This is a genomic window from Paenibacillus sp. B-A-8 (assembly GCF_048572915.1).
Classification (GTDB): domain Bacteria; phylum Bacillota; class Bacilli; order Paenibacillales; family Paenibacillaceae; genus Paenibacillus_AQ.
The window spans coordinates 1,199,583-1,220,501 of the sequence record NZ_CP183882.1 but is presented as its reverse complement, the minus strand read 5'-3'; the positions used below and the strand labels follow the sequence as shown (position 1 = coordinate 1,220,501).

The following is a 20,919-nucleotide window of genomic DNA, read 5'->3' as shown; positions in this document are numbered from 1 at the left end:
CAGAATGTAGCATTAGTTATAACATATAAGAAACGAGTTTAAAAGTATAAAGTAGCAAGAGGCGTACCCGTTTCGCATACAAAGAGATAAAAGCGGAAGCGTTCACCTAAGCGAACACGTTAATCCTAATTAAAAAACAAAGCTGTACCAAATAGCCATTTTCATGACTTTGGTACAGCTTCTTTGTGCTGATATTATGTTTAGATTTCGTACCACTTGATCTCATTCGCTTCCAGCTTGAGTGAGAAGCTAGAGCCATCACCACGATAAACGACAGTTTCCTGTGGCTCATAAGTGTTGTTCACGACGCAGTATTTACCATTCTTAACATAGGCATGAACCTCAACGTTATAGTTTTCACTGAACCAGCGATTTAGCTCGTGGTCGCTGTGAGTGCTCCAGAGGATTGCACGGTAAAGTAAGCGACTGTTCTCAAAACTATAAGGCAATCCACTGATGTAGACAGATCGTCCACTACCGAATTCATTCACTGCAAGTTGAACTTCTTTATCAACCTGACGAAGGACAGTGGTGCCTTCGAGAGCAAATATATTCTTCTTTCCTTCACCGAAATCGATAATCTTCTTTCCTTTATCATCTACTCCGAAGTCTTCAGTAATAAAATGATCCTGCTCTTCCCAGTTATATTTATCATAACCGAGAGTGAATCCTTTTTCTTGCTCAACACCGAGGATGCTTGCAAGCTGGAAGTACCTTCCGTTCGCTTGATGAGCTGCGGGTTCGCCCACTCCGATGAATCCTCCGCCCTCATGAACAAATTGCTTCACTGCTGTTACAATATCTGTATCCAGCCACCAATCCCCACCTGTGTAGGCCGTATCGCCATCCCCTACATTCAAAATGACATCGATTCCTTTAAGGATAGAGGGGTCATTCTTAATATCATCAAAGCTAATGAATTTGACATCAAAGGGTGCACCAGATAACGTCTCTATGATCCCTGCATAGCTATAATTTTGTTTTTGATAAAGGGCATGATGAACCATATGATTACCCCATGCACGCATTTTACCCCAGCAGTTGAGTACTGCAACGGTTTTGACACTGTACGGTGTTGTTCCGTGTACATTATCATACAAAGTACGGAATTCATCACACACACTCTCGATGTAGCTCATGAAATCCGGAAAATCCAGTGCCAGCTTCAAATATCCACCATAACCAATTCGGTCAATCGGCTTACGAAGAATCGCTCGTCTTGCTGTGACCCAGTTTACTTTGGCTTCACGTACAGGATCTCCACCCTCATAGAATGTATCAGGGAAGAAATACGGTAGGAAACGTCCCTCTGTATAATTCACACCAGGTATATCGCTGATCAGCCGAAGGGTGGAACCATTGCCTACACTACCGACGACAGCATCTACCCCAATCGATGAGAATTCTTCCATAAATGGCTCGGTACCAATCCAGTGATCACCAAGAAACATCATGGCTGTCTTTCCATATTCGTGAGTAATATCGACTAATTCCTTAGCAAGCACGGCGACCTCACGCCGCTGAAATGCCTGAAAGTCTTGGAACTCCTTGGTCGGAATGCGATAGTTATTATTATAGTAGCCCTGATCAATGATATATTCGGCTCTAAACGGATAGCCTATCTCTTGTTCAAATTGTTCAAGAATATAAGGACTAACCGATGCTGAATAACCATACCAATCCACATATTTCTCACGTGCAAGCTCATCGAAGACGAGTGTGAATTGGTGGAAGAAAGTCGTAAATCGAATGACATTGACATATGGATGTTCATCAATAAATTGACGTAGTCGTTGCATTGTGAACTCACGCGACTTCGGTTGGCGAACATCAAAGGTGATCTGAGGCTCAACATTTTCCCAACCATTCGTGACCGCATTGTACATATGAACGGGATCCCACATAATATAGGCTAGAAAACTAACCGTGTAATCGTGAAAGGGACTTGCTTGAATAATAACACTGCCCGTTTCTTCGTTATAGCTCCATTGCTCAGTCGATAGCACATCTCCTGTGGTACGATCGATAACTTCCCACCAGCGCTTGATATCGTCACGAGTATTCACTTTCAGCATATCTGGATATAGTCCCTTCATTAAAGGGATAGTGAGACTAGTGCCTTCAGCAGTATAAAAAGGCGTCATAAGATACATCTGCTGGATTTCATCCGGATTTGCTTTTGCCCAGCCATTTTCTTTACGAGTGGTATAGTAAGTGGAATACACCTTAGCATCGATATCCCGCAATTCTGCTGGGAAATCAGTACCATCGCAATCACGTACAGCATCCGCACCCCAACGTTTCATGACTTCTATGGTTTCAGGAATAACATCCAGATCTGTTGGAATCGTGACCCGTCCTTTGTTCATCTTAAATAACTCTCCCTTTATTTAAATTTCCGATTATAGAACCAGAGAAGACCTATTAGAAGTGCCAGCCCCAGTAGCATAATTCCGAGCCCGGGTGCACCAATATTTTTTTGCCCAATAATAACGAGTACTAGCGCGAAGATGAAGACAATCAGCATCAACAAATTGCGTAACGGATTACTCATGGTATCACCTTAACCTTTCAACCCGCCCATGGTCATGCCTTGGGTAAGCTTCTTTTGTACTAACATATAAAGAATAAGGGTTGGCAGCATGACTATTACTAGACCTGCATACATTTGTCCATATTCGACAGCTGATTTCTGAGCAGCCATCAGATTCATTAAACCAACTGGTAATGTTCGAAGTCCTGGCTTCGTCAGTAAAGTCATCGAAATGATATATTCGTTCCAGAAGGAGAGGAAATTAAACAAGATAACCGTTACAATGCTAGGTTTAGCCATTGGCATAATAACCTGCACCATCGTTCGGAAATAGCTTGCACCATCTACAGAAGCAGCTTCTTCAAATTCCCTAGGTAATGATTTAAAGTAGCCCCCCAATAGATAAATCGTGAACGGAAGCGCCATTGCAGCATAGACAAGTGCCAGAATGAATAAATTATTCAGGAGTATCGGCTGTCCAAATAAATTGCGAGCGACCTTGTCACCGTTATTGAGCATAAGGAAGATCGGAACAACAATATAATTCACATTGATAAATAATCCTGCCATAAACATCAAATTCAAGATGACGCTTCCCTTGAATTTATAACGTGCAAGCACATATGCAGCAGGTAAGGCAATGACCAGCAGAAGCGCGATCGCAATCACAGTTACGATTACGGAGTTGAACATGTAACTGCCCATCTTAGCTTTCTGCCAAGCATCCGCAAAGTTCTGTAGATAAATTCCTTTTGGAAGAGCCCAAGGATTAGCATAAAATTCTACATTCTGTTTGATGGAGGCCATAAACGCCCAAGCTACAGGGACGATGATGATAATCGCTAGTAGGATCAGCACAACATAGATGAGGACCTTATACAACTTATCGCCGGCTCCATGATGTGTGAGTTTATTATTATTCAAGTTGTCCCCTCCTTAATATTCCAAATGTTCACGTCTAGTGACTGCGTTTAGGATAGCAGCTAGTGCGAATGAGAACAGGAACACAATTACACCGATTGCCATACCATAACCATACGAAGAGTTGGTATACGCCTCTTTGTACATATAGCTCAAGAATACCTCAGTAGAACCGTCAGGCCCGCCTCCGGTCATCGCCACAACAAATAGGAAGCTCATATTGATTGTGCTGATGACGAAAAAGGTAAGGGTTGTACGGATATTTGTCCAGATTAAAGGGATCGTAATAGTGAAGAATTGATGTATCCTACTTGCACCTTCAAGGTCAGCGGATTCATATAAGCTTTCAGGGATATTTGCCATACTTGCCATATACATAACCATGTAATAACCGATAGCCTGCCAGATCATAGCGCCTGCGAGTGAGAAAATAACGATCTTCTGATCACCCAACCAAAGTGTTGGGTCTGATGTTGCTCCGCGGAATAAATTTAAGAATGCATTTAGCAGCCCACTATTTGGATCATAAATTGCAGAGAATATTGCACTGATAACAACAACAGATAGAATGTTCGGGATGTAGAAGATAACTCGTAATACATTTTGTCCTTTTAGATTTTCTCGTGAAAGCATGGACGCGAACACTAGCGCAAAAGCAAACGTAATGATCGTAACTAAAATGATCAGTAGAAGACTGTTCTGAAACGCTTGATAAAATTTATCACTTTGAAAAAGCTTCTCGAAATTTTGCAGCCCTACAAAGGTTTTGTCATCTGTGTATCCACCCCATTTGTACGTGGACATACGGAATACATTGATTGTAGGTATAATTAGAAAAACAACGAATAGGATTATGGCGGGAGCAACACAGAAGAAAATAAAACGCCCTTGTCCTTTCTTGATTTCCATTGGTCCATCTCCTTCTTAAGGTAAAAATAATGGTGGCAGCTTCGCGCATGCCACCATTGTTCACAGATTGAATTGGTATCCAGCATTGCCTTTAATTATTTCAACGCTCCACGTAACTGATCGCTTGCTTTCGTAATCGCTTCAACCCACTGTGCTTGTGTCTTAGCCTTAGTCACAAGGGAATCCACGGTACCAAATACGGTATCCGAAATACTTACCCCTTCAACCGGATCTGTTGTAGCAAATGCCCCCATAGCTGCCTTTGCACCACCATCATAGATGCTATAGAAGAGTTTATTGTCACCTTCCAATTTGCCTGCCATATCGTTAATAGGTTGGACTGCACCTACTTTAGCAAAAATGCCTGCTGCTTCATCTGAATAAAGATAAGCAATAAATTGTTTTGCAAGATCTGCATTTTTAGCTTTCGCAGGAACCCAGATTTGTTCAAAGAAGGTGTAGGAGTATCTATCACCACCAGCTTTTACAGCTGGTAGAGCAGTGAATCCCCATTTAAATCCTTCAGCACGAGGTGCTTGACCCATTTCACCAACAACCCATGTACCGTTTGGCATGAAGATAGCTTTGTTATCAAGAATAAGCTGTTGATTCTTAGTGAAGTTGTCTTTATTTCCATTCGCCGGAACTGTTTTTTCAGTATAGGAAGCTAACTTATTAATAATATCAAATGCTTGTGTTGCTTCTGGTGTTTGCCATATTCCTTCTGTGTAATGCGTCGCTTTGGTGAAGAAATCAGGACCCCCAACTTCGTTAAGCAAAGCATAGAAGAATGAATCGAAATAACCGGTCGTTGGATAGGAGAACAATGCAATTCCATCAGCCTTAGCTTTGTCTCCTAATTCCCACATTTCATCCCAAGTCGTAGGGACCGCCCAGCCTTTCTTCTCAAGTAAGTCAGCATTGTAGAACAGACCTGTTGGGCTATAGAACATCGGCATCAGGAAGGTTTTCCCATCACCGTAAGGGTTCGTAATGGTTGTATCCGTAAACCCAGGAATGAGCTTGTCCTTAACAGTAACGCTTTCACCTGGGACTGTCATTGAAAGCACGTCTGTGAGATCAGTGAGGTTATTGTCTTTAATGAAGGTTTCTGTCAAACCCTTAGGCTGACCTACGGCAAGATGGATGACGTCAGGAAAATCCCCTGATTTCATACCCGGTCCGATAACATCTTCAAGACTTTTGTCGATGGTTGATTCAACCTTTACTCCAGGGTTAGCTTTTTCAAATCCAGATATAATCTCTTTCCATACATCAGATCCGTAAGCGGTTTCTAAAGCGGCTAGCTTAAGAGTACGAGTTTCGGCAGTCGAATTAGAATTCTTCGATGTGTTGGTGGCATCTGGAGATGTGGAACTAGAATTACTTTCAGTATTACCACCACAGGCCGCAAGACTTAGAGACAGTGCAGCTGTAAGTGCAAGGCTAAGAACTTTTCTCATAATAACCCTCCATATTTATCTTTTTATTAGTGCTGTAATCCGCGTACGTAGGAGCTTTCTTACTCCCTTATCTTATCTGATCGTTCGAGTTTCTTTCAACAAACATGTTGCCGTTCATTTTATATATCTTGCTTTATTAGAATTTATTTATAAATTATTGACTATTTCAATTTATTGTTATGCAGTCTAGTAATTGTGGTAAAGTAAGCTTATATCAACGCAAAGGACTGACCTTATTTGGGAAATGTACGTTATTCGTTACCTGGTAAAGGACGTGGAGAAATTCCCGCCAAGTTAATCTATGTCAGTTCCTCTATTTATGAAGGTGATTGGTACAGCATGCGTCATTCTCATAATTTTTCCGAGCTTTTTTATGTCCGAAGCGGGCGGGGAAACTTCATTGTAGAGGATGAAATCTATCCAGTGAAGCAAGACGATCTAGTTATTGTGAACCCGAATGTCGAGCATACCGAGCTATCGGTTAGTAGTGATCCACTTGAATATGTCGTGCTTGCGGTTGAGGGGATGAGCTTTGACTTTGGCGATCGAAGTGCTAGCCGAAATCATGAGATCATCAATTATCGTAATCAGAGGGATGAGCTATCCTTCTATTTCAACGCTATGCTTCGGGAAACGGAAAATAAAGATGCAAACTATGAGGCCATTTGTCAAAACTTACTAGAGGTTGTAGTCACTATATTAATGAGAAACTCTGGCCATCCATTTTCCGTAGTGGCTACTCAAAAGGCTAACAAGGTATGTAGCAGGATCAAACGTTATATTGACTCTAACTATTCAGAGGAGATTTCACTTGACTATCTGGCAGAAAAAGCACATTTCAGCAAGTATTATCTGGTGCATACCTTTGCAAAATATTATGGAATGTCACCCATCAATTATTTAATTGAGGTCAGGCTTCGTGCCAGTAAGGAGTTACTAGAAACCACGGATCTCTCCATCTCTCAAATTGCGGAATCTACTGGTTTTTCTTCCCAAAGCTATTTCTCACAAAGCTTCCGCCGAAGCTGTAATCTAACTCCACGCGATTACCGGCTTCAGACCAAGCGACGAGTTCAATGACGGGCGCAGCATCATTTGATAATTCCGTTAGACAATCCTGTAGATAACGTATAGCGTTAAAAAATGACTACCTCCTGTTTAGGAAGTAGTCTTGTCTTTAAATAAGAGTATTTAATGTGACCAGTTCTTACGATGAGCTGAAATAGCCTAGGCTACCTCACGATGAATAACCGTTGCCTGGCTTTGCTGATCCAACTTATAGCATATCAACGCAATCACACATGCCGATATCGCCAGGATAGAAGCAGCTATAGGAAGGGAAATTAACCCTCCATGCCCGGCAACCACTCCACCAATCGCAGATCCGCCTGCGATTCCCAGGTTAGACGCTACTGGATTCAACGATGCAGCAAGATCCTTCGAGCGTGGTGAGTACTGCTTGGCCAAATCTATCAAATAGAGCTGGGCCGGTGCGCTCACAATACTCGACATTACGGCTAGCATCATTAGTACGATCATTCCTAGAATCGAGATTGATGCGGTCATACTAAAGACTATATAGACCACAGCTTGGATAAGAAATACGAATCTAAGCTTACTTACCGCATTTCCAGTCGCAACCTTGCCCCCGATCCAGTTGCTGACAATCGTGGCAATTCCGTAAACAAACAGTACGCCACTTACCGAGCTCTTAGGAATATTCATCACTTGCTCCAGCAATGGTGTAATGTAAGTGTACATCACAAATACCGCTCCTACTGCCGTAACCGGAATGAGAAAGGCGAGAATAATACGCCCATTCGTGAGCAGTTCGATCTGATCCTTGAGTGAGCTGGGCACAGGCTTCGGTAGTTTGCGTGGAATATAAGCATAATTTAGCGCTATAGCAATTCCGGCTAATACCCCATTCAGAACAAATGCTGCTGGCCAGTTGAAGAACTGCCCTACAAAAGTGCCGATCGGTACACCAAATACATTCGCCACAGCGAAGCCGCTCAAAATGGTAGCAATCGCTTTACCTCTCTTCTCCGGATCAACCGCTTCATTCGCTACTGTAATGGCTACAGAAAGAACAAAACCACATAGCACTGCAGTAACTATTCTAGTCACCAGCAGCATACTGTAGCTTCCTGTTATAGCACTCCATAAATTCAGTAACAGAATTAATACAAGTGACACAAGAATCGTAGTTCGTTTCGGAACACGGCTGAACAAGGACATCATAATCGGTGTGCCAATGGCATAAGCGATCGCGAAACCAGATACCAAGCCCCCGGCTGTCGCTAGCGTTACTCCGAGGCTCGAGGATATTTCTGAGAGTAAACCAACAATAATATACTCCGTTGTACCCAGAATAAAAGCCATAAAAGTAAACGAGAAAATCAATGCGCTCTGACGTGATGTTTTCATGGTGCTCTCCATCCTATTTATCTCTATTTTTATAAGAACATACCTACTCATAATACTCATTTAGACTATATTGATCAATCCTATTTCTCATAAAAAGAAGCTTCACACAAGTTCAAAGAACTCATGCGAAGCTTCTAGTTTTACATCATGGAGTTGTTTTAAATGCTTTCTAGCTCATTTCACCTACAACTTTAACTCTTAACCGGGTTGCATTTTCGGGATGATAAGCAAGTGGTGTCTCTTCAACCTCAACCAATTTAATCGTCGTTGGATCGGCTCCTGCCATTACCGCTTGTTTCACCGCTTTTTCCTCAGCATCTCTTAATGACTGCTCTCGCGGCTCTCGTGAATAAATATATATTTGTTCATACTGTCCGCTAATTTGAGAAATTGATGCACCGATGGCATTGGCAACTCCACCGTTCTCTACTTTAATAATGCTGGCTACGCCGGGAATCTCATCTGGAATAATAACACCGCCCCCGCCTACGAGTACAATCTGTACATCCTCGGAAGAAGTTTTCATCTTATCAATCGCCTTCGCTATGATCGAAGAAATGACGGACAGGACTTGTTTGGCAAATTCTTCATCAATGTGGCTTACTAAGCTTTTGTCTCCCACGTCAGCTAACCCGAGACGAACCGCAATATCCGTCGTAGTCAGGGTGCTCCCACCAAATACGAGCGCTTCTTCTGCGATCTTATAGCCCACGCTATCCGGCCCTACTGTAATCTGACCATTGTCTACGCGAACAATGCTTCCGCCGCCAAGTCCTACAGAGATGATATCCGGCATTCTAAAGTTTGTGCGAATATCTCCTACTTCCACCGCTACAGAGGACTCTCTTGGAAATCCATCCTGCAAGACACCGATATCCGATGTGGTGCCGCCAACATCGAGTACCATTGTATCTTTAATGTTCGCTAAATAAGAAGCTCCCCGGATGCTATTCGTTGGTCCACAGGCAATTGTAAGAATTGGGAATTGCTTAGCATATTCAATGGACATAAGCGTACCGTCATTTTGGCATAAGTACACTTCAGCGCCTTGAATCCCTTCTGCTTCTAACGCATTTTCAAAACCTGTGCTAGTGGTCTCGATGACTTTGCATAAAGCCGCATTCAGTATGGTTGCATTCTCACGTTCAATCAGGCCAACAGATCCGATCAAGGAGGAGCAAGAAACCGGATAAGTTTCCCCGTATTCTTTCCAGATTAAGTCTCGAACCTTGAGCTCCTGATCATTTTTAATGGATGAGAAAACACCAATGATGGCAATAGATTCTACTTTATCTCTCCATTCGACTAGAAGCTCTTTAATCTCCTGCTCATCGAGCTCACTGAGTAATTTACCATCATATTCATATCCACCATGAACTAATGCAAAGTTTCCTGATAGTTTTTCTACCATGTCCTTAGGCCAAGCCGTATATGGCAGAACAGAAGCGGTAGCAGGGAATCCTAACCGAATCACACCGACCTTGGCTAATTTCTTCCGTTCTACGATAGCATTAGTACACTGCGTTGTCCCGAGCATCGCATGTGTAATTTTCGTTTTATCAATGCTCGCTTCCTTCAATACATTACGCAGTGACGTCTCAATCCCCGTTTTTATATCCAGTGTCGTTGGAGATTTAACACTATGAATTAATCGGCTTTGCTCGTCCAAAATAATAGCATCGGTATTCGTGCCACCTACATCTATTCCAATTCTAAACATGTTTAGCCACCGCCTTACTCACCAATTCTTCAATAGGAGCATAATCGTAATCATACCCAAAGTATCTCGGTCCTACCGTTTCGATTCCTTTTTCCGTTCTCCATTTAGGATGTGCCGGTAAGCCAATGACGCGTACGCGTTTTCCATATTTCAAGCTCTCTGTTGTAACAGGCAATAAAGTTTCATAATCGACTAAGCATATTAAATCCGGGGTCATGGCTACAACCTGGCCATTTTTCTTGGCAAGCAGATTCTCATTTTGAAAATATACCTTCATCTGCTCCTCTTTATTTCCTTCAATGCCCTCTAGGTTCATTTCCCCAAAATTGAAGCCGCCTTTGGTTTCCCGGATGACATCTGTTATTTTCCCTTGAAACAGCTCGTAACCGGATGTCAGGTTTAGAAGCTCTTCAAGCTTGTCTTTTGCATCTCTGTTGTTGGAAGAAATGATCTCTCCGATCTGCTCAGATAGCGTCACGATGTTATGGACACCGCTGTTCTTGATTTGAGCCCCAGTCGTTGGATACAGACTTACCAAAGCACTAGCTCCCATCTCCACTGTAGCTGTACGGGCTAACCGTTCGGTCCATTTATTATCGATCGTCTCAAAAATACCAATGTTTCCTTTTTCATCCGAAATTGCGAGCGGCGCAGCCGAAATGCCATCCAGGTTAAACGTCACCATCTGCAATTCAGGAAATGCCCTACCCATCCCGTCGCAATCAATAAGCGGTAAATTCAGCTGTGCTGCAACGACGATCGGAATCATCGAATTGACTCCGCCTGCTTCCATCGGAAACGTGCCTGTAATTTTATCTCTGCCCAAATATTTGGCCAGCATCTGAAATACCTTAACAAACTCATCGCCTTTCGGAAATTTCTCCACTAATACAGAAGGCGCACCCATCATGGCGGAAGGAATGAAAAAGTCTTCATCCTCGATTTCATCCACAGAATAAAGTCTTACAGGTCCGTACTTTTCAATAGCCGAAAGAGCCATGAGTTTACCGATGTAAGGATCTCCTCCTCCACCTGTGCCTAAAAATGCAGCGCCTACGGCAATATGTTCAATTGATTGTTCATCTAAATATCTCATTTATTTCCCTCCAATATGACAGTTTTTGAGGCAGTAAATCGGTAGCAGACAATATATAAGACAAATGAAATGACGATACCGAGTAATGGCTGATTTGATAATTGAGGTAAGCTTGGGAAAAAGGACAGCACAACGGGCATACAAGCAATAATGGATCCGACCAGCCAAGAAAATACCCCTAGAGGATTAACGCCCTCTGTTTCCTTCCAACGGTTCTTATCGCCTTTATTCATGATCCAATAGGATGCAATCATTACCCCTGCTACCGGCGGAACCATAGCTGACAAGATCGACATCACTGGCGTGAAATAATTCAAGATACCGATCACAGCGAGTACAGTCCCGATGAGTCCAGCAATCCCTACTGCCCATTTCTCTTTTTCTTTGGAAATATGCAATACATTGGTAAGCGCAAATCCACCCGAGATTGCGTTGACCATATTCGTTTTCCAAGCAGCCAGAATCAAAACAGTACCCCCGATAAAAGGCGTTGTAATATTTATAAAGACGGCCGCAATATCGCTAGTCTGGTAAGCAATCGATAAAATAGCACCCACACTAATCATCAGTACGCCAGAAGGAACGATTCCGATTAATGCTGCCTTTAATACGTCAGAACGTTTTCTTGAGAACTGAGAGTAGTCGCCTGCAATGACAGCCCCTAAGGCAAATGAGCCTATTGTTACAGCTAAGCCATCCATGAAATTCATATGCTTCTCAGGCTGGTAGCTCCAAATGTTCTGCACGGAATCCATAGTGAACACTTGAACTAAACCATATATGCAAATCACGATTAATAAAGGTACTGCAATATAACTAAGTACTCTCAGCACTTTCATTCCGTACATTGCTGAGACCACCATAACCAAACCGCTAATTAAAGAAGCAAGGGGAACTGGGACTATCACTCCATACTCCGCCAGCAGGTTCGCCAGTGCCGCCCCGCATACATTAGCCTGAATCCCGAACCAACCGAGGCAAGCAATAGCGAGAATAATGGATAAAATCGTTCGCGAGCCTTTTTTGCCAAAGACTTGGGCTGCGACTTGAACGGTTGTTTTCCCAAGATCCGTACTCTGAATCCCCTGAAGTATCATAAGGACAACGATAATGGCGTACCCTAAAAATGCGATCAATAATGTCATAGGTAAGCTCATACCAGATATCAACGTATTCCCAACCAGGAGGCCAGGTATACTGATCACCGCTCCGGCCCATACCATCCCCAGAGTGAACCAAGACTGAGGTGCTCCGTCCTTTCTCATGTTAGTTCTCCTCCTCGAAAAGTAATTTTTCTTATTATAGAAGGAACCATGGGATTACGTCTTTTTCTAAAATAAAAAAAAATCCGTGATTTTTGTCTTATTCGACAAAAACTACGGATTATACTAGCTATGTGTGAGTCGATAAATCATGCAAGCGATATACACATCGTAAGATTCAGAGTTGACGGTTACATCATAACCTATTAATTCACTGATCTTTCTAATACGATATTTTACTGTATTTTTATGAACAAACAGCATTTTCCCACAGTTATCAAAATTCCCCTTTGCATCTAACAAGAAGGTTATGAGTGTTTTTATCGACTCTGGATCACCTAGAATGGGATCAATCACAGACATCCATTCTTCAAGGATTTCTTCTCCCTGTTCACTTAACTCAATAGCTTGTTTCATAGAACGCATCTCGGCTGCTGTGTACAATTTACGATGCTCATACATCAGATGAACTTTCCGTCCCACACTGTTCACCAGCCGATACATGCGTCGTACGTCTTGTGTATTTCTCATTCGGGGAGCATAGACCATTTCGGATATAAGCGGAGCTGAATTCGTCGTGTCAATATACTCCGCTGCAATTTCATACTCATTGTACTTGTAAGAGCAATTTCCCATGAGGGCTATTATACAATGATCGATAGTTTGAATGACCGCCGTTTTATAATATTTGAACAAATGCTCTTCCAGCTCTTCACGAATTTGTTTCTCTTGCGATAAATCGTGAATATATACTAACCACATCATCTGAATGGAAGAGACATCAATGTGGAGAAAATGAGCCAGTCTTCGCATTTTTTCGCTTTCATCATTAATAATTGCTTTTACCAAGGCATATTCGCTAACCTCGTTATGCTTATCCCCCCACAAATTGATCGCTACTTGTACAACCTCGCTGATTTTATCGATGGTCTTCGCAGGTAATTTTGAGTTCTCTTTAATCAAAAATAAATGCAGCGCTTCTCCGTTTTTTTGATGAATACTCTTGTATTCCACATAGCAATTTGAAACAGGCTCTGCTTGTCCTTTCGTCATATTCATCAAATAGGGGGCGTAGGTCTCAATAATATACCCCACGTTTAACGATGAATTACGGGGCCACATTACTTGATTTACGATATCTAACTGGGTGTTCGTCAGGATGACGTTCGCTTTCAGCCGATCAGACAATATTTTCAGCGTAATTTCGACGCTCCGTGAGTGTTCTGGCAAAAGGGATACTTTCTCTAACGCTTCATTTACAAAATTATCATTGATCGTCTGATTGTTCAGAACAATCGCTTCCATCACTTCATAAATCACTTCGTTGTAACGAAGTGAAAAATCATTTTCCGGCATACAAATGATGATGAAATTTTTGGACTCTGCTAATTGCAGTACCTCGTCAGCTACTTCAGGAATGATAATTCCTACATAGTATAAGATCAACCCTACTTCTCCAAGCTCGTGCAAGTACTCAATCGTTTCACACTGTTTCTCTACACTGTCCTTAATGGAGTAAAAAGAGCTGATCACTATCTCTTCCGCATACCACTCTTCTTGAATGGAATGGACAATTCGAGAAGAATAATCCGCATTTGAAACCTCTAGTACGGATAAAGAAGAAATGGTGCGGTGTAGATTATTATTTCCAGTTAGCACCTTTGCTCCTCGAAAGGAAGGAAGTTGCAGCATATCTTTTACAGTTATCCCCATATCTTCACCACTTCTACTGTATTGTTATCTCATGTTGCCATTAATAAAGCTTTATACATCTTATTTTAGCACTTCAAGCTATAAGCTATGTATATTGATTTCGCTATATGTATTCTCCTTTCTTCTGTGCAATAAACGAAAAAAAATGATACTATGTATGTTGGGTAAAAGGTCTTTGCTATAACTTATATGTTTTTATATATCGCAACAAGAGGAGAGAATATGAGTAACGAACAAAACTTTTGGCTTGATTTACCGAAGCCGTTTTTTATATTAGCACCAATGGAAGATGTCACAGATGTTGTATTTCGTCACGTGATTAGTGAAGCTGCCAAACCCGACGTGTTTTTCACAGAATTCACTAATACAGAAAGCTATTGTCACCCTGTAGGAAAAGACAGTGTACGTGGTCGATTAACGTTCACAGAAGATGAGCAACCAATTGTCGCTCATATTTGGGGTGATAAACCTGTATTTTTTGAACAGATGAGTATTGATATGAAAAAACTTGGTTTTCGCGGTATCGATTTAAACATGGGATGCCCCGCACAAAACGTCGCATCCAATGGAAAAGGTGCTGGATTAATACTACATCCTGAGGTTGCAGCAGAAATTATTCAAGCAGCAAAAGCCGGTGGATTGCCGGTTAGTGTTAAAACAAGATTGGGTTACTCTGAGATTGATGAGTGGCGGGATTGGTTAACACATATATTGAAGCAAGATATTGCGAATCTTTCCATTCACCTTCGTACAAAAGAAGAAATGAGCAAAGTAGATGCACACTGGGAGCTAATCCCTGAGATCAAAAAATTACGCGATGAAATTGCTCCGAATACGTTATTAACTATAAATGGAGATATCCCGGACCGCGCAACAGGATTAAAGCTAGTTGAACAATACGGCGTTGATGGTGTCATGATTGGCCGCGGCATCTTCACCAATCCATTTGCTTTTGAAAAAGAACCTAAAGAACATAGTCCAAAGGATTTTCTCAATTTACTTCTATTACAGTTGGATCTTCACGATAAATATTCAAATGAACTCGAGCCACGTTCATTTAAACCACTTCTTCGCTTTTTCAAAATCTATGTTCGTGGATTTAGAGGCGCAAGCGAATTAAGAAACCAATTAATGGATACAAGATCAACAGATGAAGTACGTCGTTTAGTAAAAACTGTTTTAGAACAAGAATTAGAATGAGGCATATTAAACTGTGAATTGCCCCGTCAATTAGACAGTACAAAACTATCTAATGCTTAACAGAATGAAAGGCCTCTCGTATCCCTACGAGAGGCCTTTCATTTTTACCCTATACGGTCAGAAAGTAGTCCTCAATTCTAGTAAAATCAACTTACCCCCATATGGCAATGGAGATGATCCCACAGGTAATCACAGCCGACATGATAATCCTGCGCACTCCTTGCTTCTCTTTTAGTACAAGTATGCCAAGAATCGTACCTACAACTGTTCCAATTTCTCGTATTGGTGCAATTGAAGCTAATGGAGCAAGCCTCATCGCCATCAGAAACATAAAATAAGAAGCTGGCGAGCAAATGCAACCAATCAAGATCATTTTCCAGTTTATTCGCCATTCCCGTATGATTTGTGCACGGCCCGCTCTTACAACCATGAAAAAAGCGACGATTACATAATTAATATTGGATAATTCAAGCGTTGATAGTGGAGATAATTGCTGGACAATTAGTTTGTCCATTAATGTATAGCCCGCAACACACATCCCTACTACAATTGCATAAAGAATGGATATAGAATGAGTCGTTTTCCCTTGATTTGCATGACGATTAACGATTCCACTAATAATAAAGAGCCCTACTATGATACAACAAAAGCCTATCCAGCCTACTAGAGTTAAGGAATCCCCGAATAACACAACACTTAACAAGGTCACTAGCATGACACCAGTACCTCGCATGATTGGATAGGTCTGCGATAAATCACCATAGGAATACGATTTAGAAAGGAAAATGAAGTACGACCCTTGAAATAAAGCAGATATCGCCATATAGCCAAGTGTCTCCGCATGAAGCTCAACTTGGAGCAGCTCAATAATAAAATAAGGTAATAGAGCAAGTGTACCAACAATATGAATCGACCAGAGAAATACGTATTTATTCAGACTTCTCTTTGTAAATAGGTTCCATACCGCATGTGTAATACCTGAAAATAAAACTAAAAAGACTGCCATTGAAATCATAGAAGTATCCTCATTTCACTTATGCGCTAACTCATATGTCCAGTTGCATCCCATCAAACGCTACTGTAATCCCATTCGGCTCAAAAATATGAACCCAATCTTCATGCAACAGATGAGCATTATGAGAGAAATGAGTGACTACAATTCGCCCTTCTGCTTTCATAACAAGATTCTTGATTAACCATTCCCGTGTTTTTAGAGTATCCTCAACATTCATGTGAACTTCACAATTTGGGGCATTCCCAGTCGTACATTCTAGAATAGCAAGATCCAGTTTTTTTCCTCTCAACCAGTTCCAAGTCTGTTCGGGAAACCAACCGCTGTCGTGACCATAGAAAATGAATTTTCCATCCTTTTCTATGTAATACAATAAACAAGTTTCTTTAGAATCATGATTAGCAAGCAATGGCGTAATCGTAGCTGTTTGTGTTTGTACGGTTTCAAAGGGCTTCAAGTTGTGAAATTGGAAGCGATGTCTTTCCGTGGCAAGCAATTGACAACAGTGCTTAATAGGCAAATCATGACCATACAGATGTAGTTCTTCCTCTTCATTAAACTGGGCATACCCTAACGCACGAATCAGTAAATCTTCAGGATACAAATGATCGGAATGTGAATGTGTAAATAGCAAATCACGAACCTTATCCATATCTACAGAATCACGAATGGAATGATGTAAGGTGTCCGCCGGAAAATCAACTTTAAGTACTTCGTCAATCAAAACCGAAGTGCGTGTACGAATATTTTTCCCACCAAGTACTTTGGCTTTCTTACAAGTCTCGCACTGACAGAATAGCGAGGGAATGCCTTCAAATGCAGCCGTTCCATGAAATTGAACCTTCATAAATATTCCACCCTTATAGTAGAGAACAACAGAATTATCGTCCTGTTGTTCTCTCTGAGTAACTCTAGCCTATGTTACTGAATGTTCGAATCATCCAAATACTTTATCCACTGCTTCTTGTATTCCGCTTGAATTTTATCGAGACCCGCTTTCTTAGCCTTTTCCATAAACAACTTCAAGCCAGCTTCAACATCCTTAACCATACCGTCATTCAAAGGATATAAGTATTGCTTCTCAACTTGTAGAAGAGCCGCCTTCTCTGCTTGATAAGAAGTCCAATCCTCTCCGAAGCCTTGGAAAATATTAGGTTTCGCTATCTTATCCATTTCATCGAACATGTCCAGTACTGCTTGATAGCTCTTATCAAATAACATGAACTCCGGATTTCTCCATGCCCATCCATTCATACCTTCTCTCGTGAAGCCGTTTGATTGGGCATCACCAATCATTTTGTAATATTTCCCATCCTCAATCTCAAAATTTTTGCCTTCAATACCGTATTGCGTCAACACATTGTAGCGTTTATCCGTGACCAATTTTTCATAGAAAGCAAGAGCTCTCTCTGGATTTTTGCTGCTGCGTGGAATTGCAAAGCCATTATGAATCGGATGAACGGGTGAAGAGAATCCTTTCATATTTGGATATGGGGAATAGCCTAGCTCCCAATCTGGGTGCAGTGATTTCACTTTAACAACAGCATCACCAAAGCGGTTTGGATTCTCACCTCCCAATATTGCTGCGGCTTTACCGGCGGCAAATATATCAGTACCACTATCTTTAATGTTCAGCATATTCTTCATAAAGAACCCTTTTTCTTGCCAACTTCTGAACATTTTCAAATCTTCCAAATGCTGCGGAGAGCCCCAATAGCTGGTCACCTCTCTTGGAGTGTCATACATGATGTTAAGTCCATATGGAACCTTATCGTTGGTATTCACAGTTTTAGTTGTCATTTGACGGACGGAATCTGTATGACTGACCTCAGTATCCGCCAGAGGCAGCATATCAGGTTCATTCTTGCGTATGCCCTCCAAATACTGCTCTAAAGTTTCGAGTGATTCCGGCTTTGGCAAATTATACTTTTTACGCAAATCTTCCCGATAGGCAATACCATCATTTACATATTCTTTCCAGATCGCTGGAACGGTATAAATTTTCTTGTTAACCTTGACTGCTTCCCAGAAATCCTGTGGTACATATGCTTGTAGCTTAGGTGCAGCCTTCGGTAGGAGATCATCTAGCGGAAGGAAAGCCCCTTTCATCGCATATGACTGGTAATTTGTCCATTCTGCCGTAAAGATCAGGTCAATCGGCTGCCCTGAGGACAATAGAAGCTTATACTTCTGGTCCCAGTCTGTCCAAGTTGTGAAGTTAAATTTGACGGTTGCATTCAACTCTTCTAATGCCATTTTGTTAACTTCATCTTCAATGATCTTTAAATCCTTTGGAGCATCACCCAGCATATAGAACTGAAGCTCCACTTTCTTGGATGTGTCGATTCCAGTCACTTCTGATGTTTCTGGTGCTGAGGTACTGGTATTTGAATTCGAATTCTTTGTTGGTTCTGACGATGCCTCCTTAGTATTCGTGCTGTTACTACTGCAGCCAGCAAACAAACTTGCAGTTAATAATAAAGAAGTGCCGATTGTTAACAATTTATTTCCTTTTCTCATACTAACCCTCCCCTTAATTAAATGATCTATGTCAGCCGATCGCATCCGAGCTTCTTTCGTTTGCTTTCGGTACTAACCCTTCACCGCACCAATCGTTAATCCCTTCACAAAATATCGCTGCACGAACGGATATAGGAAAATAATTGGTCCTGTAACGACGATTGCCATTGCCATTTTGGTCGACTCTGTTGGAATGTCACGTCCTAGGGATACCCCAGTTCCAGTGGCCATTTGAGAAACGAACATCATCGTATTTATCGTGTTATACAAGTAGTATTGAAGCTGATACATGCTAACGTCATTAATGAACAAGGAAGACATGAACCAGTCATTCCAGTACGTCAGAGCAAGGAACAGACCGACAGTCGCTATGCCAGGCATCGCTAGCTTCAGCACAACACTATAGTAAATCCTGAAGTCGTTCGCTCCATCGATTTTGGCTGATTCGAATAATTCTTCCGGAACTGCAGCTTTGATAAAGTTTTTCATTAATATAATGAGAAAAGGTGTCATAAGACCAGGTAATATCAGTACGGCATAGGTATCTGCCAGCCCAAAGTACGTAGTCAGCATGATATACCAGGGTACAAGTCCCCCTCCAAACAGCGTTGTGAAATAAATGAAGAAGGACAATGGATTGCGGTACTTGAAATCTTTCCTCTGCAGAACATAACCTGCCATCGTAATGAGGAATAATCCCAACAGCGTTCCAACCACGGTTACAAAAATCGTAACACCATAAGCCTTGATTAGCTGAGTTGGGAAGATAAACACCATCTCATAGCCTTCCAGCGAGAACACTTTAGGAATCAAGTGAAAACCATCTCGAATAATGGATTCATTGGCTGTCAATGAGCCAGATATAATCAGAAGAAACGGAAATAGACAGAGCAAAGAAAAAAACGTAATGATCAGGTAAGCCACCATGCGGAAAACCCTAGAACTTAGAATGTTGTCATCCAATTTAATTCCTCCTCCCTATGTTAGAACAATGCATAATCATCATTTATTTTCTTGATGATATAATTCACTGTCATAATCATTACAAATCCGAAGATAGACTGATACAAGCCAGCTGCAGTTGCCATACCAATATCAAAATTAACTTTCAAAGACCGATAAACATAAGTATCGACAATGTCCGTAACGTCGAAGAGCACTCCATTGTTCCCGACAAGCTGATAGAACAAATCGAATTGACCTTTCATAATACTTCCGAGAGCAAATAAGAGCAGAATAATAAATGTTGACTTCAGCATTGGTATGGTAATAAACCAGATTCGCTGAACAATATTTGCGCCATCAATTTTGGCGGCTTCGTAATACTCATCGCTAATTCCCATGATGGATGCAAGATAAATGACCATAGAATAACCCAAATTTTTCCATATATAAAATGCTGTAATCAGAAATGGCCAGAGCCATGGTGTGTTGTATATGTCTACTGGATCGAGTCCTAACGATATTAATAACTGATTAACAAAACCGGAATCAGCATTAAACATGTTGAACGCTAAAACACTGACCAGAACAAACGAAACAAAATAGGGTAGAAACATAATGGATTGTGATAGTTTTTTAAATAACTTACCTCGTACTTCACTTAATAGGATGGCTGCCCCTATAGATATCACGTTACCTAAAATGATAAACACCACGTTGTATCCAAGCGTATTTATTGTCAATTTCAACAGAATTCCAGATTGCGTTAAAAATTTAAAATTATCTAATCCTACAAACGGGCTTCCAAATAAACCACCTGCAAAATCATAACTTGTGAATGCATAATAGATGCCGACCATTGGAGCATAAGAATTAATTAAGAAAAAAAGCAGTGTCGGTGCTATCATCAAAAACATGATCTTATTCTTATTTAATTCATATAAAAATCCTTTCTTCTTAAACATGACTGACCTCCTTCTGAAATGGAATTCCTCGTGAATCTTTCCTCCAAATCATAGAAGAAGCCGATTCGATAAAATACTGAACAATGACACAGATCGCTGTAATCTCAGTACTTGTGGAGTATGAAATTTCTGTACTTTTGTGAATATTCACTACATTTAGCCTAATTTAGGCTGCTGATTTATAAATTTGATTGAAAGCTCCAGACTGATGAATTATACTCAGACCACAATGA

17 protein-coding genes are annotated in these 20,919 nt (G+C 41.2%); 2 read left to right on the top strand and 15 right to left on the bottom strand.

From position 1 onward, the window contains the following. Nucleotides 1–200 precede the first annotated feature (200 nt). The 5 genes from gnpA to ACN6MV_RS05380 all read right to left on the bottom strand — a co-directional run bounded on the left by gnpA (nucleotide 201) and on the right by ACN6MV_RS05380 (nucleotide 5,826). Nucleotides 201–2,369, bottom strand: a complete 2,169-nt coding sequence (gnpA, locus tag ACN6MV_RS05400; RefSeq protein ID WP_042124583.1) for a 1,3-beta-galactosyl-N-acetylhexosamine phosphorylase — start codon at nucleotides 2,367–2,369, stop codon at nucleotides 201–203. Nucleotides 2,370–2,386: 17 nt separating this feature from the next. Continuing rightward, nucleotides 2,387–2,554 carry a DUF6903 family protein gene (locus ACN6MV_RS05395; RefSeq protein WP_170880250.1) on the bottom strand — a complete coding sequence of 56 codons (168 nt, stop codon included), beginning with the start codon at nucleotides 2,552–2,554 and terminating at the stop codon, nucleotides 2,387–2,389. A 9-nt stretch (nucleotides 2,555–2,563) separates the two neighbouring features. After that, nucleotides 2,564–3,457 carry a carbohydrate ABC transporter permease gene (locus ACN6MV_RS05390; RefSeq protein ID WP_042124581.1) on the bottom strand — a complete coding sequence of 298 codons (894 nt, stop codon included), beginning with the start codon at nucleotides 3,455–3,457 and terminating at the stop codon, nucleotides 2,564–2,566. 12 nt (nucleotides 3,458–3,469) lie between these two features. After that, the gene (locus tag ACN6MV_RS05385) at nucleotides 3,470–4,363 is read right to left on the bottom strand and encodes a carbohydrate ABC transporter permease (protein WP_042124579.1); all 894 of its coding nucleotides are present in this window, start codon (nucleotides 4,361–4,363) and stop codon (nucleotides 3,470–3,472) included. A 95-nt stretch (nucleotides 4,364–4,458) separates the two neighbouring features. Further along, on the bottom strand, nucleotides 4,459–5,826 hold the full coding sequence (locus ACN6MV_RS05380; RefSeq protein ID WP_042124577.1) for a carbohydrate ABC transporter substrate-binding protein: 1,368 nt from the start codon (nucleotides 5,824–5,826) through the stop codon (nucleotides 4,459–4,461). Between the two features lie 237 nt (nucleotides 5,827–6,063). Here ACN6MV_RS05380 and ACN6MV_RS05375 point away from each other — a divergent pair, with 237 nt between their 5' ends. Beyond that, a complete protein-coding gene (locus ACN6MV_RS05375) occupies nucleotides 6,064–6,906 on the top strand; it encodes an AraC family transcriptional regulator (protein WP_042124575.1) in 843 nt (280 codons plus the stop codon). A 147-nt stretch (nucleotides 6,907–7,053) separates the two neighbouring features. On the opposite strand, the gene ACN6MV_RS05370 is transcribed toward ACN6MV_RS05375, so the two are convergent. From ACN6MV_RS05370 to ACN6MV_RS05350, 5 genes are all read right to left on the bottom strand, one after another. Next, complete coding sequence (locus ACN6MV_RS05370) at nucleotides 7,054–8,256, bottom strand: MFS transporter (RefSeq protein WP_042131872.1); 1,203 nt, start codon at nucleotides 8,254–8,256, stop codon at nucleotides 7,054–7,056. A gap of 169 nt (nucleotides 8,257–8,425) precedes the next feature. Beyond that, a complete protein-coding gene (locus ACN6MV_RS05365; protein WP_042124573.1) occupies nucleotides 8,426–9,976 on the bottom strand; it encodes a hydantoinase/oxoprolinase N-terminal domain-containing protein in 1,551 nt (516 codons plus the stop codon). Continuing rightward, a complete protein-coding gene (locus tag ACN6MV_RS05360) occupies nucleotides 9,969–11,072 on the bottom strand; it encodes a DUF917 domain-containing protein (RefSeq protein ID WP_042124571.1) in 1,104 nt (367 codons plus the stop codon). The genes ACN6MV_RS05365 and ACN6MV_RS05360 overlap by 8 nt, the downstream gene beginning before the upstream one ends. Continuing rightward, nucleotides 11,069–12,337: a cytosine permease gene (locus ACN6MV_RS05355; RefSeq protein WP_042124569.1), complete on the bottom strand. Its 1,269-nt coding sequence runs from the start codon at nucleotides 12,335–12,337 to the stop codon at nucleotides 11,069–11,071. Before ACN6MV_RS05355 ends, ACN6MV_RS05360 begins: the two co-directional genes overlap by 4 nt. 123 nt (nucleotides 12,338–12,460) lie before the next feature. Further along, complete coding sequence (locus ACN6MV_RS05350) at nucleotides 12,461–14,047, bottom strand: PucR family transcriptional regulator (protein WP_042124567.1); 1,587 nt, start codon at nucleotides 14,045–14,047, stop codon at nucleotides 12,461–12,463. Nucleotides 14,048–14,269: 222 nt separating this feature from the next. Between ACN6MV_RS05350 and ACN6MV_RS05345 the strand changes: the two genes are divergently transcribed. Continuing rightward, nucleotides 14,270–15,247, top strand: a complete 978-nt coding sequence (locus ACN6MV_RS05345; protein WP_042124565.1) for a tRNA dihydrouridine synthase — start codon at nucleotides 14,270–14,272, stop codon at nucleotides 15,245–15,247. Between the two features lie 151 nt (nucleotides 15,248–15,398). Here ACN6MV_RS05345 and ACN6MV_RS05340 read toward each other — a convergent pair whose 3' ends face one another. The 5 genes from ACN6MV_RS05340 to ACN6MV_RS05320 form a co-directional block, all read right to left on the bottom strand. After that, entirely contained in the window at nucleotides 15,399–16,262 is an 864-nt protein-coding gene (locus ACN6MV_RS05340; protein WP_419885863.1) for a DMT family transporter, read from the bottom strand. 31 nt (nucleotides 16,263–16,293) lie between these two features. After that, the gene (locus ACN6MV_RS05335) at nucleotides 16,294–17,106 is read right to left on the bottom strand and encodes an MBL fold metallo-hydrolase (RefSeq protein WP_375104962.1); all 813 of its coding nucleotides are present in this window, start codon (nucleotides 17,104–17,106) and stop codon (nucleotides 16,294–16,296) included. Between the two features lie 74 nt (nucleotides 17,107–17,180). After that, entirely contained in the window at nucleotides 17,181–18,779 is a 1,599-nt protein-coding gene (locus tag ACN6MV_RS05330; protein ID WP_419885862.1) for an extracellular solute-binding protein, read from the bottom strand. A gap of 72 nt (nucleotides 18,780–18,851) precedes the next feature. Then, the gene (locus tag ACN6MV_RS05325) at nucleotides 18,852–19,706 is read right to left on the bottom strand and encodes a carbohydrate ABC transporter permease (RefSeq protein WP_341053336.1); all 855 of its coding nucleotides are present in this window, start codon (nucleotides 19,704–19,706) and stop codon (nucleotides 18,852–18,854) included. A 56-nt stretch (nucleotides 19,707–19,762) separates the two neighbouring features. Beyond that, the gene (locus tag ACN6MV_RS05320) at nucleotides 19,763–20,686 is read right to left on the bottom strand and encodes an ABC transporter permease (RefSeq protein ID WP_341050007.1); all 924 of its coding nucleotides are present in this window, start codon (nucleotides 20,684–20,686) and stop codon (nucleotides 19,763–19,765) included. Nucleotides 20,687–20,919 lie beyond the last annotated feature (233 nt).